Source organism: Xanthomonas sp. CFBP 8151 (genome assembly GCF_011761885.1).
GTDB classification, from domain to species: domain Bacteria; phylum Pseudomonadota; class Gammaproteobacteria; order Xanthomonadales; family Xanthomonadaceae; genus Xanthomonas; species Xanthomonas arboricola_B.
This window is the reverse complement of the sequence record NZ_JAASQZ010000001.1, coordinates 55,081-71,521: the sequence shown is the minus strand read 5'-3', so window position 1 is coordinate 71,521 and position 16,441 is coordinate 55,081. Positions and strand designations below refer to the sequence as shown.

General features: G+C 63.7%; 13 protein-coding genes and 3 pseudogenes. 5 read left to right on the top strand and 11 right to left on the bottom strand.

The genetic code is table 11. From position 1 onward, the window contains the following. Nucleotides 1-327: 327 nt before the first annotated feature. A pseudogene (locus FHT08_RS00305) lies at nt 328-554 on the top strand (DNA repair protein RadC); the annotation flags it as partial. A gap of 88 nt (nt 555-642) precedes the next feature. Here FHT08_RS00305 and FHT08_RS00300 read toward each other — a convergent pair. Genes FHT08_RS00300 through FHT08_RS19785 form a run of 3 tightly spaced genes read right to left on the bottom strand, consistent with a single transcriptional unit; the run spans nt 643 to nt 3,883 of the window. After that, on the bottom strand, nt 643-1,668 hold the full coding sequence (locus FHT08_RS00300) for a tyrosine-type recombinase/integrase (RefSeq protein ID WP_166773922.1): 1,026 nt from the start codon (nt 1,666-1,668) through the stop codon (nt 643-645). Next, nucleotides 1,665-2,660, bottom strand: a complete 996-nt coding sequence (locus tag FHT08_RS00295; RefSeq protein WP_166773921.1) for a tyrosine-type recombinase/integrase — start codon at nt 2,658-2,660, stop codon at nt 1,665-1,667. The genes FHT08_RS00300 and FHT08_RS00295 overlap by 4 nt, the downstream gene beginning before the upstream one ends. Then, nucleotides 2,657-3,883 (bottom strand): tyrosine-type recombinase/integrase, encoded by a 1,227-nt coding sequence (locus FHT08_RS19785; RefSeq protein ID WP_208408794.1) that lies wholly within the window; start codon nt 3,881-3,883, stop codon nt 2,657-2,659. Before FHT08_RS19785 ends, FHT08_RS00295 begins: the two co-directional genes overlap by 4 nt. 169 nt (nt 3,884-4,052) lie before the next feature. Here FHT08_RS19785 and FHT08_RS00285 point away from each other — a divergent pair. From FHT08_RS00285 to FHT08_RS00275, 3 genes and pseudogenes are all read left to right on the top strand, one after another. Then, nucleotides 4,053-4,340, top strand: a pseudogene (locus FHT08_RS00285) (JAB domain-containing protein); the annotation flags it as partial. Nucleotides 4,341-4,613: 273 nt separating this feature from the next. After that, nucleotides 4,614-5,510: an oxidoreductase gene (locus tag FHT08_RS00280; protein ID WP_166773920.1), complete on the top strand. Its 897-nt coding sequence runs from the start codon at nt 4,614-4,616 to the stop codon at nt 5,508-5,510. Between the two features lie 98 nt (nt 5,511-5,608). Next, nucleotides 5,609-5,881 carry a hypothetical protein gene (locus tag FHT08_RS00275; RefSeq protein ID WP_166773919.1) on the top strand — a complete coding sequence of 91 codons (273 nt, stop codon included), beginning with the start codon at nt 5,609-5,611 and terminating at the stop codon, nt 5,879-5,881. On the opposite strand, the gene FHT08_RS00270 is transcribed toward FHT08_RS00275, so the two are convergent. Further along, nucleotides 5,850-6,473 (bottom strand): TetR/AcrR family transcriptional regulator, encoded by a 624-nt coding sequence (locus FHT08_RS00270; RefSeq protein ID WP_166773918.1) that lies wholly within the window; start codon nt 6,471-6,473, stop codon nt 5,850-5,852. The two genes, FHT08_RS00275 and FHT08_RS00270, sit on opposite strands and share 32 nt — an antisense overlap. Nucleotides 6,474-6,677: 204 nt before the next feature. Here FHT08_RS00270 and FHT08_RS00265 point away from each other — a divergent pair, with 204 nt between their 5' ends. After that, complete coding sequence (locus FHT08_RS00265) at nt 6,678-8,135, top strand: aldehyde dehydrogenase (protein WP_166773917.1); 1,458 nt, start codon at nt 6,678-6,680, stop codon at nt 8,133-8,135. Between the two features lie 49 nt (nt 8,136-8,184). Here the strand turns inward: FHT08_RS00265 and FHT08_RS00260 are convergent. The 7 genes and pseudogenes from FHT08_RS00260 to FHT08_RS00230 all read right to left on the bottom strand — a co-directional run. Beyond that, nucleotides 8,185-8,313: pseudogene (locus tag FHT08_RS00260) on the bottom strand (NADH:flavin oxidoreductase/NADH oxidase); the annotation flags it as partial. 134 nt (nt 8,314-8,447) lie between these two features. Beyond that, nucleotides 8,448-10,187, bottom strand: coding sequence for a bifunctional isocitrate dehydrogenase kinase/phosphatase (gene aceK / locus FHT08_RS00255; protein WP_166773916.1), 1,740 nt, complete (start codon nt 10,185-10,187; stop codon nt 8,448-8,450). Between the two features lie 267 nt (nt 10,188-10,454). After that, nucleotides 10,455-12,686, bottom strand: coding sequence for an NADP-dependent isocitrate dehydrogenase (locus tag FHT08_RS00250; protein ID WP_166773915.1), 2,232 nt, complete (start codon nt 12,684-12,686; stop codon nt 10,455-10,457). Nucleotides 12,687-13,076: 390 nt separating this feature from the next. Beyond that, nucleotides 13,077-13,634 carry a hypothetical protein gene (locus FHT08_RS00245; protein ID WP_166773914.1) on the bottom strand — a complete coding sequence of 186 codons (558 nt, stop codon included), beginning with the start codon at nt 13,632-13,634 and terminating at the stop codon, nt 13,077-13,079. 62 nt (nt 13,635-13,696) lie between these two features. After that, complete coding sequence (locus FHT08_RS00240; RefSeq protein ID WP_104536487.1) at nt 13,697-13,990, bottom strand: LysM peptidoglycan-binding domain-containing protein; 294 nt, start codon at nt 13,988-13,990, stop codon at nt 13,697-13,699. Nucleotides 13,991-14,092: 102 nt separating this feature from the next. Beyond that, nucleotides 14,093-14,908 (bottom strand): NADPH-dependent 7-cyano-7-deazaguanine reductase QueF, encoded by an 816-nt coding sequence (gene queF, locus FHT08_RS00235; protein WP_166773913.1) that lies wholly within the window; start codon nt 14,906-14,908, stop codon nt 14,093-14,095. A 162-nt stretch (nt 14,909-15,070) separates the two neighbouring features. Continuing rightward, entirely contained in the window at nt 15,071-16,387 is a 1,317-nt protein-coding gene (locus FHT08_RS00230; protein WP_166773912.1) for a M20 family metallopeptidase, read from the bottom strand. Between the last annotated feature and the right edge of the window lie 54 nt (nt 16,388-16,441).

The window sequence follows — 16,441 nt, the reverse complement described above, 5'->3', positions numbered from 1 at the left end:
TCCGGCGTTTCGCCGTCGTGCTCGCGGGCTATGCCCTGTGCCTCGTGCCGAATCACAGCCATTCGGCGCTGACCCCTTGACGCCTCCGGCCTGGATCGTTGAGCCGGGCCTGCGCATGCTGCGCACTTGCCAACGGCGGGTGTGTGGCTAAGTGGGGTGTAGGCGGTCTTGCTGTTCCCTTCACCGTATCACGGCGTTCTCGCCGTCAATGACTGCGCGCGCTGGCACGCTTGCGGCCTGCCGGCCGTCTTCGATCCATGACTGCTTGCGCTGCGCCGTGCTGGCCACGGTTCCGGGCAATTCCGCCCGAGCAACCGGAGTACGATCATGTCGCAACTGTCCTTTTCCTCATCCGATTTTTCGCTGTTGGTGCGCGACGCACACGGGCGCTATCTGCCGGCGTCGGCCGACGACATTCTGGAGCGGCGCGCCACGTGATCGACCGGAAGATGCAGCGCGGTGCCGAGTTCACTTCTCCGGCGGCAGTCAAGGAGTACCTGCGCACCAAGCTGGCCGGCTTCGAGCATGAGGTATTCGCGTTGCTGTTCATGGACTTATGTGGATGCCTTCGTAATGTGCAGCGAGCCGGGGAAGCTCTTGCGCCACAAGCCTTCCCGGCTCTTTCGCTTCACATAACCGACCTCACAGCCGCCGCAACCATTCAATGATTTCCAGGTGTTGAGGAGCGATCCTGCCGGCCTTGGGCGGAGCGAGCACATCGGGGAAGACCTGGGCCAAGGCCTGGCGCTTGAGATCAAGATCGGCGCGGGCGTAGTTCATCGTCGTCGTCAGCGACGCATGCCCCAGCCACTGGCTGATAGTGGCGAAGTCCACGCCTGCGCGCAGCAGATGCACCGCCGTCGTATGCCGCAGCGTGTGCGGATGGATCTGCCGCGCACGGTCGGCGCCGATCGTGTCGATGCAGCCCGCCACGCGCTGACGCAACAAGTAACGCACGCCGAAACGGGTGAGCTTCTGACCGCGATGGTTGACGAACAAGGGGCTGTCGGCCTCCGTGGGCGCAGGCAACTGGTCGATGAGCTGCTGCAGCTTTGCAGCCGTCTGCGGCCAGATCGGACAGATGCGGATCTTGCCACCCTTGCCCTGCAGCCGCACTTGGCATGGTGCGGCCATGCGCACGTCGCATACCCTCAGATCAAGCGCTTCCTGCACACGGGCGCCGGTGTTGAACATCAGCGAGAACAGTGCATGGCTGCGCCGGTCGGCCTGACTCGGCCGATCGGGCAGCTTCAGCAGGACCTCCACTTCGTTCTCTTCCAGGTACATCAGGGGTTCACGCCGGTCGCGGCGCTTGAAGGGAACGCCCAGCACGCGCTGGAGTTCGGCCATGTGCTGCGGATACTCGCTGAGCGCGAAGCGCACCAGTGTGTGCAGGGCGGCGAGCCGGGCATTGCGGGTGCCGATACCGTTGCCCCGCACCTGTTCGAGCGAGACGACGAAGGCGGCCACCTGTCGGGCATTGAGGTCGCCGAGGTCGAGCCGGTCAGGCGGTTTGCCCAACTGGTCGGCAGCGAAGCGCAGATACAGCACGATGGCATCGCGGTAGCTGCGGATCGTGTGCGTGCTCATGCCGCGCATGGCCGGCAGGTGGTCCTGAAAGAACTTCGACAGGCAGATGCCAAGATCGTTGGGCGTGTTGCGCTTCATGATGGTTCTCCCGCGACCAATTGGCCGTACCGGGCCTCGAACCGTTGGCTGGCCGCGAAGGCGATCTCCGGAATCCAGTGCAGGTAATACTCCGTCGAGACGATGGAGACGTGCCCCATGTACATCGACAGGTAAGGCAACTGCACCTGGACATCGGCGCCTTCGTGGTACCAGCGCAGCAGGGCCTGCACGGCGAACGTATGGCGGAAGTCGTGGATGCGGGGCCTGCGGCCCTGGTCATCGACGATGCCGGCCTGCTCCAATGTGCGGGCCAGCAAGGTGTACAGGCCGAAGCCCGTGTAGCCGCTGAAACCGCCCGACAGGGTGTAGTGTCCCAGCAGTGGCGCCCCTTCGGATTGATCGGTGCCTGCTGCCAGGCGCAGCGCCAGATAGGCCTGCAGTTCCGCCTGTGCATCGGCCGACAGGGGCAGCATCCGGGTCTTGTTGAACTTGGTGGCCCGTATCGTCAGCATGCCCTGCTGTGGATCGGCGTCGGCCAGCGTCAGGTTGACCAGTTCCTGCCGCCGCAGGCCCGCCGTGTACAACAGCACGAAGGCCAGTTGCAGCACCGCATGGCGCAAGGCCAGGACCGGCTGGGGCGTTCGGCATGCATCAAGATGGGCCAGCAATCGTCCTATCTGCCTCGGACTGACGATGAAAGGAATGGGACGAGCGCCCTTGCGGGCGAAGTACAGCGGATCCGGCACGAAGCAGTCGGGCTCGCTGCGCTGGCGATACAGGCATAGCCGACGCACCGACAGTTGCGCGTTGCGTCGCATCGTCGGGGTCGTATGCTGCATCGAGTCGCTCCAAGCCTCGAAGCTGGCACGGTCCAGGTCGATATGCCGGCCCGCTTCCAGGAACTGGCAGAGCTTGTCCAGCTTCCACTGCTCCCCTCGATAGGAGCGTCCGAGGGAGCGCCAGTAAGACAGGTAGCGATGCACGACAAGACGCAGCGGCGTGACGAACCAGGTGGGAAGTTCGCTGTTCATGATGCAGCCCTCCTGGCGGTCCCGGCAGGCAGCGAAAGCGCCACGCCGCGCAAGGCTTCGGTGTGCAGCCGGAGGTAGACCGATGTGCTCTCCAGGCTCGCGTGTCCCATCAGGTCGCCTATGGCCTTCATGCCGACCCCGTGTTCGAGCAGCCGCATGGCAAAGCCATGCCGCAGCCCATAGGGCGAAGCGCCGCGCAACGGCAGGCCACTGGCGCAGACGCGGCGCTGGAACATCGAGCCGATGGCCGTTACCGGCATGGGACGAATCGGCGCCGTCAGGATCAGGAACAGCTCGCGCCGGCCGGTGGAGGGACGCCCTTGGCGCACATGGCGTTGCAGTACCTGCTCGACCTGTTCAGCCATCGGCAGGACCAGCGTCGATCGGGTCTTGCTCTGGACAATGCGCAGCGTGTGCTGCGTCCAGTCAATCGAGTCTAGGGTCAGGGCGGCCACTTCGCCGGTCCTCAAACCATAGTGGGCCATCAGGTACAACAGCGTGTAGTCGCGCTCGCCCAGCAAGTCACTACGGTCGATGGAATCAAGCAACTGCTGGGTCAGTTCCCAGGCGATGGCGCGCGGCGGCTTCTCGTGCCGATACTTGCGCGGCAGGTCGATGCCGTCAGGGTTGAGGCTGCTGACGCCACGGTCGCGACAAAAGCGGAAGAAGGCGCGCAGGCTGCACAGGCGCGACATCATCGTCGGGCGCTGCAGGAACTGCGCGCAATGGGCGGTATAGGCCTCGATATCGGCCACTGCGACATCAGCCAGGATCTTGCCGCCAACCAGGCTTCTGCGCAGGAAGTCGTCGATCGTCTCGGCTTGCCGGCGCTGGTGCGCCTCCGACAGGCCGCGCATATCCAGGCCGTGCAGGCGGAAGGCTTCGACAAGATCGGCGCAAGGGCCTGCGGGCGAGTCATCGTGCCACTGTCCTGACTCGATCAGGAACCTGCGGAACGCACCGATGCTGGCTCGATGGAAATAGTCCTGCTCGAAGGGTTGGAACATCCGCCGGAACTCGCTGCGTGCGAACACCCGCTGCCTGTCCACTGGCGAATGCTGCTCCAGGACGTGGCGGGCCACCGATAGGTGCGTTCGGTGCGAGGTGCGGTTGTAGGCCTGACGCGCCAGCCAGGCGTCGAAATCCACCAGCCAGTCCCGTACTGGCGATGCTTCATAGCGGCTGGAGTAGTACAGCGGGAAAACACGATTGCGGTTGCTCATGACGGCCTCCAAAGAACCCCGGGGATGGGGTTCCCTGAAAGTAGCCCTGCGGCAACCGGCTAATGTTGAGTTGCTACCCTCGTGCAGGGCTGTCCTGCCTGGCGATGATCTGTCTGCTGCACATTACGTAGGCATCCACATAAATCCAGTTATGTGGCGCTCAACATAACTCGACACGCGCCATCGGTTGATCGAATACCGGGAGATGTTCCACGGCACCATCGACGGTGCTTCGGTGTATCCGCGCGAAGTGGTCAAAGAGGCTCTGCGGCTCAATGCGGCAGCGGTGATCGTCAGCCACAACCATCCGAGCGGCAACCCGGAGCCAAGCGCTGCCGACCGGGCGCTGACCCAACGGCTCAAGGAGGCGCTGGGGCTGGTCGATGTGCGGGTGCTCGATCACGTCATCGTCGCGGGCAGCGCCACGGAGTCATTTGCCGAGCGAGGCTTGATATGATCCTGGGGCTTCGGCCCCTTTTTGCTTCGACAAATGGAGGTGAAGGAAGGGGCCCCACTGAGTGTGTGGATGCAAAAGTCACCGAAGCGACTTCTGCACCGCTCAAGCACCGCCCCGTACTTCCTGCCATTGCTGACCATACGCATGAGTCGATGCTGATCCACCAAGGTGTTCTGAAGCCAGCAAGCGTCAGATTGACCATCTGGCGCATATGAAGCAAGCAACGGCCTACTGAGCTGGCGCTTTGCAGCAAAGCCACAGGAGTCCGCTTCCATGGATACAAAAATCAATACATCCGTAGCTGTCGTTGGTCCGGGCGCCATCGGCACCACGATCGCGGCAGTGCTGCACGAAGTCGGCCGCACGCCGTTGCTGTACGGCCGCACACCCCGCGATCATCTTGCGTTGCACGATGGCGATCGCCTCATCACCATTCCCGGTCCGGTCCAGACGGATCCCAGACAGATCGATCAAACCGTCGATCTCGTCTTTCTCGCTGTCAAGGCGACACAGACCGAGGCAGCAGCGGAATGGCTCGCAGCGTTGATCGGTCCAGAAACCGTCGTGTGCGTTCTGCAAAACGGGGTCGAGCAGTTGGAGAAGGTCGCCCCACATTTCCCGCGCGGGCGGATCGTCCCTGCTGTCGTGTGGTTTCCTGCGCAGGCGCAATCCGATGGCTCGGTGCGCTTACGCGGCGATGTGCGCCTCAGCCTGCCGGACACGTCGGCTTCCCGCGTGATAGCCGAAGCACTGCAAGGCACACGCTGTTTAGTTGAGCTGGCCACAGATTTCAAATCTCTAGCCTGGCGCAAGCTGCTGCAGAACGCGGTGGCCGGACTCATGGCGCTCACGCATCGTCGCTCGGGCATGTTCGGCCGGTCCGACATCTCCAGGCTCACGCTGGACTATCTGCAGGAATGTCTGGCCGTGGCCCGTGCCGAGGGCGCTGGACTTGGCGACGAGGTACCGCAGGCGATCCTCGACAAGTTCCTGGCGTCTCCCGCCGACATGGGCACATCCATCCTCACGGATCGCGAAGCCGGCAGGCCACTCGAATGGGACATTCGCAACGGTGTCGTCTCACGTCGCGGCCAGGCTCACGGCATTCCGACACCAATTAGCGACGTGTTGGTACCGCTCCTCGCAGCCGCGAGTGACGGCCCTGGCTGATTCCCAGCCTTCGCTCTCACTCGTCTTTCCGCTTCGCCGGCCTGACCGCTGAAGTCCTTACTGATCATGCTGTTCGACCTCGTCGCCCAACATGCATGGTGAACCACAGTTCCTGCGATGGCGGACGGGCATGTTTCGTCATCGCCTTATCGACCGACATCAGAGGCGATTCATTGAAGGTGGATGACGGCTACGGTGCCAAGGGCGGCCGGGAGCGGTTTATCCCGATCGACACGCCGGCGCGGGTGGCCGACGTCGCCTGCGCGCGGCAGATCGCGGTGGCTCGGCATCGGCGAGGCCACGCCTCCACAACCAAGCTGAAGCATCAGCGTCGCAACATCAGCGGTTTTGCCTGGCCAGGCACTGCATGAAGTCGCCTTCCTTCCACTTCAGCTCTTTGCGGCTCATCTTGGCGATAGCTTCGGCATCCGTTGGCCCCAGGCCGAGACCGCGAAGAACGGTCCCGGCTGCTGCAACGATGATTCCTTTCGGTTCCGCGGTTGCGGAAATTTCATGCGCGCAACCCAGGACAACCCCGCCGACGAGCGCCATGGCAACCGGCATCGGGACAGGGAAAAAGCGGCCCTGGTCAATGCCCTGCGCCACCGTGCCACCAATCTTGTCGAGCAGCAGGCCGCCAGTCCTGTCCACCGGCCACCCCCCGCGCACCAGGAAACGGCCAAGGACTGGATTGGCAGTCACCATGGCCAGAACACCTGTAATGCCCGTTGCCAGGCGTTCGGCCGGATCGACAATCGTGGTCATTTCCTCCTCAAGGCCGAGGATGACTTCCTCGGCGATCACGGTTCCGATGGCTTCGGCAAGCTCGGCCGTGCCGTCGAAGTACTTGTAGAAGCTGCCTCGTGCGACCTCGGCATGCCTGACGACATCGTCGACAGAGGTCGCGGCGATCCCCTTTTCCGCCATGACCTCAAGGCCGGCGCGCATCAAAGTCGCACGCATCCTGGCACGCCGTTGCGCCGCGACAGCGATCCTGTGATCTTTCATATTGACACTATTGTCATCATGACATTTAATTGATTATGACATGGCGCAAGCGCGTTGACATTGTCTAGTCGCCTGGTTGATGCGTAACGACTGTGCATTGGCCACCGAATTCCCAATCCCGCGCCACAGCCACAAGCCATCCACACGAAAGGAACGACCATGACCGACCAGCTGACCGTACGCCCTCCGACTTCCTTCTTCATCGGCGGGGAATGGGTAAAGCCCAAGGGTCAGCGAAAGATCCAAGTCATTTCCCCTGTGACCGAAAAGGTGGTGATGGAATATCCGGAAGCGTCGCAGGCCGATATCGACGATGCCGTCCAGGCTGCACGCAACGCCTTCGAGACAGGCCCTTGGCCGAAAATGGCGCCCAGAGAACGGGCGGCGATCCTGCGCCGCACGGCTAATGAACTGGAGAGCCGTGCCGAGGAGATCGCGCAGGACTGGACCACCCAGATAGGGGCGCCGATCTTGATCGGGCGCATGCTGGCTCCGCAGAACGCCCAGATCTTCCGCTTTTATGCGGATCTGCTGGAGCAGGATGGCTTCAGCTTCGTAGATCAGCGCACGCGGCTGGACGGAGGCCGCACCCTCATCGTTCGCGAACCGGTTGGTGTCTGCGCCACCGTCACGCCCTGGAACGCGGCCATGATACTGATGAGCTACAAGATCGCCGCCGGGCTGGCGTCGGGCTGCACCTTCGTCTCCAAGCCTTCACCCGAGACCCCCCTGGAGGGCTATGTTCTAGCAGAATGTCTTGAGGCGGCAGGCTTGCCGAAGGGAGTCTTCAACTTGGTGCCAGCGGGAGCCGAGGTGGGCGAATACCTTGTGCGCCATGCCGGTATCGACAAAGTGGCCTTCACCGGCTCCACGGCTGCGGGCAAGAAGATCGCCGCGATCTGCACCCAACGGCTGGCGCGCGTGACTCTGGAGCTGGGTGGGAAATCGGCAGCCATTTTGCTGGATGACGCCGATTTCGCCGCGGCGCTGCCCAGCATCGCCCTGTTCGCCATGCCCAGTTCGGGTCAGGTCTGCTTCGCGCTGACGCGGATACTAGTGCCGAAAGGCCGCGCCGAGGAACTGACCTCGATGTTGGTACAGGCGATTTCGCAGTTCAAAGTGGGCGATCCGTCTGACCCGCAAGTCTTCATGGGGCCGCTGTCCAAGGCCAGCCAGTACCAGCGGGTGATGGAGTACATCGCAAAAGGCAAAGCCGAGGGCGCCACGCTGGCTTTGGGCGGTGGCCGCCCTGAAGGAATAGATACAGGCTATTACATCGCCCCCACGATCTTTGCCGACGTGACGCCTGAAATGACCATCGCCCAGGAAGAAATATTCGGGCCTGTGGTTGCGATCATGGCCTATGAAGATGAGGAGGATGCGATCCGGATTGCCAATGACAGCCGGTATGGCCTGAGCGGCTCGGTGTTTTCCTCCGATGTGGACAGAGCCTTGCGGGTCGCGCGCCGCATCCGCACCGGAAACCTGACGATCAATGGCAATGTCGTGGACCCGACCATGCCCATTGGCGGATTCAAGGAGTCCGGCTGGGGCCGCGAGGGAGGCATCGAGGGAATGAACGGCTACCTTGAGGCCAAGACCATCAGCTTCGCCTGAGTTCTTGGAACGCTTGGAACGCATTGCAGAACTAACCAATTTACTGCGGGGAACGGTTGTCGAAGCTACCTCCATACGGATCGGTGCGCTGATTGGAGTGGGCCGAGAAGAAGCTCTGCGCCAGGTAGCCGTGGGCGAAGTGCAGTTCCAGCCACTCGAAGCCAGCACCGCGCGCGCGGCTGAACCGCCCCGATTATCCTGGAGAAAGTTAAGACAGGAAGCTCAGGCTGCCAGATTATTTTTTGTGGGCGCGGTATTCGTGCAGACGGGCACCTGGTTATCGTCTGCGCCACGCCTGCCGTCGTTCGGCGGCTACGCCAGCCGACGCGAATCCGCATACGGCGGGGTGTCGGGGTAGTCGTCCTCGCGCAGCCGGGCTTGTAGCTCGCGCCACCATTGCGGGTCGAACAGCTCCGGATGCAGGTGCTTGACCGCTTCCAGCTGCGAGGACGGCAAGCCCATGAACAGCGCGAAGCGCTCGGGGAACACGTCGCGCGGGCCGACATGGAACCAGGGCTCGGCAGACATCTGCTCTTCATAGGTGGCGGGGGCTGGCCAGTTGCGGAAAGTGCATTCGGTGATCAGGCACAGCTCGTCGTAGTCGTAGAACACCGCGCGCTGATGGCGGGTGATGCCGAAGTTCTTCAGCAGCATGTCGCCGGGAAAGATGTTGTTGCGCGCCATGTCCTTGATCGCCTGGCCGTAGTCCAGCGCGGCCGCATGCGCGGCCTCCGGCAATTGTTCGCGCAGGTAGAGATTGAGCGGGCGCAGGCGGCGCTGCACGTAGCACAACGCGATCAGCACGTCCTGGCCATCTTCGCTCAGACTCGTCGCACAGCTGGTCTGCAGCTCTTCCAGCAACGCGGGCGAGAAACGCGACTTGGGAAACCGCAGGAAGCGATACGGCTGCGCGTCCAGCAAGCGGCCGATGCGATCGAGCTGGAACACCAGCTCGTACTTGCCCTCCACCTGCGCGCGGCTCATGGTTTTGGGATACGCAAAGCGGTCGCGGATCAGCTTGAATACCAGCGGATAACTGGGCAGCGTAAACACCACCATGACCATGCCGGGCGTGCCATCGGCATGCACCAGCTGCTCGGAGGGATGGGCCTGGAAATGACTGAAAAAGGTGCGATAGCGTTCGGTCTTGCCCTGCTTGGCGCGCCCGAGCATCGTGTACAGCTCGTCGACCGGCTTGTGGGTAAGCAGGCTGCGCAAAAACACCACCGCGTCGCCGACAGTGGACAGATCGGCCTGGAAATAACTGCGCGAATTGCTGAACAATTGCGCGACGTCGCTGCGTCGGGTCAGCACCGCTTCGGCACGCAGACCGGCGTCGTCGTTGACCAGGGCGATGACACATGGCGAGAAGCGATGCTCGCCGAACACGCGGCCGACCAGGTAGGCGCGACGCTCGCGATAGAACACCGTTTCCAGCAATTCGACACTGCGCACCGGATGCTCGCCCCAGTGCGCGAGATCGTCGAGCAGACGCACCGCGATCGCCGCTGCACAGCGGGTGCGATGCGCATACGGAACGCCGAAGGAATAATCGCCGAGCACGCGCACCAGCATGTCGGTCAGCCGGCCGGGCGAGACCGCGTAGGTATGCCGCGCGACCGGCACGGTGATCGCATCGGTCGGCTCGATATCCAGCGCGATGAATTCGATATCCGCATCCACGCCATGGGTGCCGAAGTAACGCCGGGTCAGGGTGTTGTAGAAGGTCTTGTACAGCTCCTGATCGATCAGCCCGCTCAGCAGTGCGGCGTAATGCACGCGTGCGCGCATCCACAGCGCGCGATCGTGCGCCTGCCCCAGCAGCACCGCGCGCAGACGCAACATGCATTCGCTGATGTACTGGTCGTAGAGCGCGATCCGTGCCACCGCGTCATCGCGCGCACAGCTCCAGTCGCGCGTTTCGAAGCGCTGTTTGGCGCGTGCGGTGATCTCGGCGAACCGGGCGTGGTAGTCCTCGAAGGCGTCGTACACGGCATGGGCGATCGCCAGCGCACGGCGCTCGGACTGCGGCGGTAACGGGAGCTGGCTCATGCCGGCAGTGTACCCAGCGCATGTTGCGGCGTGCAGCCGAGCGCACCGGCCAATCGAACAGGCGCGCAGCCGACCAGATACCGGGGCCGCCCGCAACCAGGCGCAGGATCTCTCGCAGGCAAGGCATTGCAAGGCCATCAGGCTTGGCACGCAACGACGGTGTTCTCGCGGTCGCATGCAAACGCCGAAAACGACAAGGCCCGCCCCTGATCGAGGCGGGCCCAGACTGTCGCAGCTGCCGGACGCACCGCCAGGCGGTGCGTTGGATCAGGCCTTCAGCGTGGCCAACACGTCGTTGAAGGTCTTGCTCGGGCGCATGGCCTGGCTGACCTTGGCCAGGTCCGGGTGGTAGTAGCCGCCGATCTCGACCGGCTTGCCCTGGGCGCCGTTGAGCTCGGCCACGATGGTGGCTTCGTTCTCGATCAGGGCCTTGGCCAGCGGTGCGAACTTGGCCTGCAGGGCGGTGTCCTCGGTCTGCGCAGCCAGGGCCTGCGCCCAGTACATCGCCAGATAGAAGTGGCTGCCGCGGTTGTCGAGTTCACCGACCTTGCGCGCCGGCGACTTGTTGTTGTCCAGGAACTGGCCGTTGGCCACGTCCAGCGCCTTGGCCAGCACCGTGGCGGACGGGTTGTCGTAGCGGTTGCCCAGATGCTCCAGCGATGCGGCCAGGGCCAGGAACTCGCCCAGCGAATCCCAGCGCAGGCTGTTCTGTTCGACGAACTGCTGCACGTGCTTGGGCGCCGAGCCACCGGCACCGGTCTCGAACAGGCCGCCACCGGCCATCAGCGGCACGATCGACAGCATCTTGGCACTGGTGCCCAGCTCCAGGATCGGGAACAGGTCGGTGAGGTAATCGCGCAGCACGTTGCCGGTGACCGAGATGGTGTCCTGGCCCTTGCGGATGCGCTCCAGCGAGAAGGTGGTCGCTTCCACCGGCGGCAGGATGCGGATATCCAGGCCGTTGGTGTCGTGGTCCTTCAGATAGGTGTCGACCTTGGCGATGACCTGCGCATCGTGCGCGCGGGCCTTGTCCAGCCAGAACACCGCAGGCGTCTGGCTCAGGCGCGCGCGCTCCACGGCCAGCTTGACCCAGTCCTGGATCGGTGCATCCTTGACCTGGCACATGCGCCACAGGTCGCCCGCTTCCACGGCATGTTCGAAGACGGTGGCGCCGGTGTCGTCGGTGACCTTGACGGTCCCGGCGGCGGCAACCTGGAAGGTCTTGTCGTGCGAGCCGTATTCCTCGGCTTTCTGCGCCATCAGGCCGACGTTGGGCACCGAGCCCATGGTGGACGGATCGAATGCGCCATGCGCCTTGCAGTCGTCGATCACGGCTTGATAGACATCGGCGTAGCAGCGATCGGGAATCACCGCCTTGGTGTCCTGCAACTTGCCTTCGGCATTCCACATCTGACCGGAGTCGCGAATCATCGCCGGCATCGACGCATCGACGATCACGTCGCTGGGCACATGCAGGTTGGTGATGCCCTTGTCGGAGTTGACCATGGCCAGGGCCGGACGCTGCGCGTATTCGGCCTGGATATCGGCCTTGATCTGCGCCTGCTGGTCTTCCGGCAGCGTGGCGATGCGTGCGTACAGGTCGCCGATGCCGTTGTTGGGATCGAAGCCGGCCGACGCAAGCGCCTCGGCATGCTTGCCCAGCGTGTCCTTGTAGAACTCGCCGACCACCACGCCGAACAGCACCGGGTCGGAGACCTTCATCATGGTGGCTTTCAGATGCACCGAGAACAGCACGTCGCGGGCTTTGGCATCGGCGATCTGCGCGTCGATGAAGCCGGCCAGCGCGCGCTTGCTCAACACTGCGGCATCGACGATTTCGCCGGCCTTGACCGCGACCTTGTCCTTCAACACGCTGCTGCTGCCGTCGTTGCCGACGAACTCGATCTTCAACGAGCCAGCTGCGGCCACTGTGGCGGATTGCTCGCTGCCGAAGAAGTCGCCATCGTCCATGTGCGCCACGTGCGACTTGGAGTCGCTGCTCCACTTGCCCATGCGGTGCGGATGCTTGCGTGCGTAATTCTTCACCGACAGCGGCGCACGGCGATCGGAATTTCCCTCGCGCAGCACCGGATTGACCGCGCTGCCCTTGACCTTGTCGTAGCGCGCCTTGATGTCCTTTTCGGCATCGTCCTTGGGCGTGTCCGGATACGCCGGAAGCGCATAGCCCTGGCCCTGCAGTTCGGCGATGGCGGCCTTGAGCTGCGGCACCGAGGCGCTGATGTTGGGCAATTTGATGATGTTGGCTTCCGGCGTGGTGGCCAGCTCGCCCAGCTCTCCGAGGTCGTCGGCGATCTTCTGCGCGTCGCTCAGCTGCTCGGGAAACAGCGACAGGATGCGGCCGGCCAGCGAGATGTCGCGGGTTTCGACCACGATGCCGGCGGTATCGGTGTAGGCATCGATGATCGGCAGCAGCGACTGCGTGGCCAGATACGGTGCTTCGTCGGTGAGCGTGTAGATGATCTTCGGTGTCTTCGACATAAGGTGCGATGGCTCGTGTGGTCGGAAGGAGCGCCGGCGTCCTTGGCACTGGCGTTGGCGTGCGCGACGGGGGTCGCTGCTGGCACGCCGATCAGCCAGCGCGTGGAACGCGGCGATGGGTCAGCACGGCATTGTCGCGTCTGAGCCGCGCCCGGGTAAAGCGACCACAGGCGGATGCTCCATCCCGCCGCTGGCCGATGCAATGGATGCAGCTGTAACGAACATGCCATGCAAGCAAAAGGGCGCGACCTTGCGATCGCGCCCTTTTGTGTCATTGCCTGAGTCAAGCATCCGGCCCAATGCACTGTCGCCGTCTACAAAAACCCTGGGGATGGCCACTGCGGCCACCCGCCACTAGCGATGCGGGATGTGCCTTGTTCGTCGGCGTGCTCACTTCACCGAGATGGTTTGCGGCGCACCGGCCGGCTTGCCATTGACCATCGCCTGCACGGTGTACGTGCCGACCGGCCAGCCATCAGGCTTGGTGAAGCTCAGGTTGGTGGTCTCTGCGCCGGTGGTGTTGAGCGTTGCGGTCTGCTCGCCGGCAACCTGGCCGTCCTGGTAGGTCATCTTGGCCGCCACCGGCACGTTATTGGCGCTACCGTCGGTCTTGATCGAGACGATGATCGTGTTCTTGTTCCCGATACTGGCAGACGGCGTCACGCTCTTGTCCGCAGCGGCCTGGGTGCCCACCACCACGCTGGAAACCGTGACTGCCGATCCAGCAGATGCCGCGCTGTCGGTGCTGGCAGCGCCGGTTGCGCTGCTCTGGCCGGCCTGATCGCTTGCCGGCGGTGTGCCGGCCGGACCCGGCATTGCCTCGGTGGCAGCGCCCGCGGTTGGATCCTTGGACACGCTGTCGTCGTCGACCTTCTTGTTGCAGCCCGACAACGCTAGAACGCCGGCCAGGGCAATGGCGAGGGTGCTGGAAACGGTTGTAGTACGCATGGATCAATCTCCGGATATCAAACTATAAAATGGGTCGAAAAGTCGCCAGGTATGCGATGCGCCTACGATTTCGGCGGCAACTGCAGGACCTGCCCTGGAAAGATCTTGTCCGGATCCTTGAGCGTTTCGCGGTTGGCCTCGAAAATACGTGGCCACAGGTTGCCATCGCCGTAATGGCGCTTGGCGATGCTGGAAAGGCTATCGCCCGCCTGCACGGTGACCGATTCGCCAACCAGTTGCGCAGTGCTCTGCACGCTGGTGCGAACGTTGGAAAAATCCGCCGTCGGCGCAACCTCGGCGGTGCTATCCACCGAAGACGTCACGTTGGAAAAATCTGCTTTCTTGTCGACATTCATTGCCGCAATCCCTGTGCATCACGATGACTGCAGGGTGCGCGGTGCGCTGTTAAGCGTGGATCGCGCCACCGTGAAGCTGGCGCGATCCTTGGTTGGGCGCGATCACTGGCGCAGGTCGCGGAAGATCGACAACGGTGTCGGCACGTTGGGCGAACTACGCAACGGGTTGATGTCCAGCCCGCCACGGCGGGTATACCGCGCCTCCACCACCAACCATTCGGGTGCGCAACGGAGCAGCACGTCATTGAAAATACGCTCCACGCATTGCTCATGAAACCCGGCGTGGTCACGGAAACTCACCAGATAGCGCAGCAGGCCTTCGCGATCGATCGGTGCGCCGCGGTAACGCAGCGTGACGCTGGCCCAATCCGGTTGACCGGTGACCGGACAATTGGATTTGAGCAGGGCCGAGGTCAGCACTTCTTCCACGATCGGTTGTGCGTGCGCCGACAGATATGCCGCATTGGGCGGGCCGTAGTCGTCGATGCTGACATCCAGCGCGTCGATCGATTCGCCCTCGCCCACCGCATCGATCGGCGGCAGACCGAATTCCAGCGCCACATCGGCGCCGGCGCGCGTGGACAGGTCCGAGACGATGCGCGTGCGCACCGCTTCGGCGCTATTGAAGCGGGTGGCATTGAGCGAGTTGAGATACAGCTTGAGCGACTTGGATTCGATCAGCGACGGCGAATCGCTGGGCACATGCAGGGTCGCCGTGGCCACGCACGGCTTGCCCTGTGCATCGAGCCAGCTGAGTTCGTAGGCATGCCAGCGATCGCGACCGATAAAGGGCAGGACCGCGGTCAGGCCGATCGCCTTGCGTCCGGCCGCGCGTGGAATCGGGAACAACAGCGACGGATCGTAGCCGCTGGGATAGGCGACCTCACGACCGAGGGCGGAATCTTCTGGGGTATTCATCGCGCCATTTTAGGCCGAGCGGGCTGGCCGTGAGATATATGGCGGACGCTGGAGTATCCAGCTGGCAGCAGAGCAGCGGGCCTTCAAACGGCCCGCCGCCACCGCACGATCACCAACGCTCAGCGGAAACAGCGCAACTGCACAGGATTCCCGATTCCCGATTCAGCTAGCCTCACCCTGATGCAGGTAATCCAGCGAGACCTGCAACAACGCGCGCAAGCCCACGTCCAGCGACGATTCGTCGAGCAGGAACTGCGGCGAATGGTTGCTGGGCGCGGTCGCCGGGTCGATGCCCTTGGCGGTGGAGCCGACGAAGAAGAACATCGACGGCACCTGCTGGGCGTAGAACGAGAAGTCTTCCGCGCCCATCTGCAACGGCGGCTCGTAGACATTGTCGGCGCCGACCACGGCCTGCAGGCTGGGCAGCATCCTGGCGGTCAGCGCCGGGTCGTTGACCGTGGCCGGGTTGCCGGGCTGGTCCGGCACCTGCGCCTGCACCTTGGCCCCGTGGGCGGCTGCGGTGTGCTCGGCCACCATCTTGAGGTCGGCGAAGATCTGCTGGCGCATGGCTTCGTCGAAAGTGCGGATGGTGCCGACCATTTCCACGTCGTCGGGGATGATGTTGTAGCGGATGCCGCCCTTGATCGCGCCGAAGCTCAACACCGCCGGTTGTTTGGACAGGTTGGCGCGGCGGCTGATCACGGTCTGCGCGGCGCCGATCATGTCGGCGCTGGCCACGATCGGGTCGATGCCGTTCCACGGCGCCGAGCCATGCGTCTGGCGGCCGATCATCTTGATAGCGAACCGGTCCGAGGCCGCCATCAGCGGGCCGCTGCGCACCGCGATCTTGCCGGCCTGCACGCTGGAGAACACATGCAGGCCGAACACCGCCTGCGGGGTGAAGTCGGCGAACAGGCCTTCCTTGAGCATCAGCGACGCGCCGCCCTCTTCATTGCCCGGCGCGCCTTCTTCGGAGGGCTGGAAGATCAGCATCACTTCGCCAGGCAGCTGCTCGCGCATGCCGACCAGCGCTTCGGCCACCCCGAGCAGGATCGCGGTGTGGGCGTCGTGGCCGCAGGCATGCATCACCCCGACCTGCTCGCCGCGGTACTCGGCGGTGACCTTGGAAGCGAACGGCAGGCCGGTCTGCTCCTTGACCGGCAGTGCGTCCATGTCGGCGCGCAAGGCGATCTTCGGACCCGGCTTGCCGCCCTTGATGATGGCGACCACGCCGTGATGGGCGATGCCGATGCGCGGCTTGAGGCCGAGCTTGCGCAGCTGCGCGGCCACGGTGGCGGCGGTGCGCTCCTCGCGGTTGGACAGTTCCGGGTGCTGATGGAAGTCGCGGCGCCACTGCACCAACTTGCTCTGCAACGGCGCGGCAGCGGCCTGGACCTCGGGCCGGGGCGCAGCCTGGGCGGCGGCGAGGGTGGGCAGGGCGAGCAGCAACGCGCTGGTCAGCAGACGGGAGTGGCGCATCGGCGATCCTCTAAAGACGGTTGCCTAATGTAGTGCAGATGCGCGCTCGGTGGG

Coding starts and splice junctions, on each gene's coding strand:
- FHT08_RS00245 (WP_166773914.1), bottom strand. CDS start 13,634: ATGCGTACTACAACCGTTTCCAGCACCCTCGCCATTGCCCTGGCCGGC.
- FHT08_RS00300 (WP_166773922.1), bottom strand. CDS start 1,668: ATGAAGCGCAACACGCCCAACGATCTTGGCATCTGCCTGTCGAAGTTC.
- FHT08_RS19785 (WP_208408794.1), bottom strand. CDS start 3,883: ATGAGCAACCGCAATCGTGTTTTCCCGCTGTACTACTCCAGCCGCTAT.
- FHT08_RS00230 (WP_166773912.1), bottom strand. CDS start 16,387: ATGCGCCACTCCCGTCTGCTGACCAGCGCGTTGCTGCTCGCCCTGCCC.
- FHT08_RS00270 (WP_166773918.1), bottom strand. CDS start 6,473: ATGCGTGCGACTTTGATGCGCGCCGGCCTTGAGGTCATGGCGGAAAAG.
- FHT08_RS00240 (WP_104536487.1), bottom strand. CDS start 13,990: ATGAATGTCGACAAGAAAGCAGATTTTTCCAACGTGACGTCTTCGGTG.
- FHT08_RS00295 (WP_166773921.1), bottom strand. CDS start 2,660: ATGAACAGCGAACTTCCCACCTGGTTCGTCACGCCGCTGCGTCTTGTC.
- FHT08_RS00250 (WP_166773915.1), bottom strand. CDS start 12,686: ATGTCGAAGACACCGAAGATCATCTACACGCTCACCGACGAAGCACCG.
- FHT08_RS00265 (WP_166773917.1), top strand. CDS start 6,678: ATGACCGACCAGCTGACCGTACGCCCTCCGACTTCCTTCTTCATCGGC.
- FHT08_RS00280 (WP_166773920.1), top strand. CDS start 4,614: ATGGATACAAAAATCAATACATCCGTAGCTGTCGTTGGTCCGGGCGCC.
- queF (WP_166773913.1), bottom strand. CDS start 14,908: ATGAATACCCCAGAAGATTCCGCCCTCGGTCGTGAGGTCGCCTATCCC.
- aceK (WP_166773916.1), bottom strand. CDS start 10,187: ATGAGCCAGCTCCCGTTACCGCCGCAGTCCGAGCGCCGTGCGCTGGCG.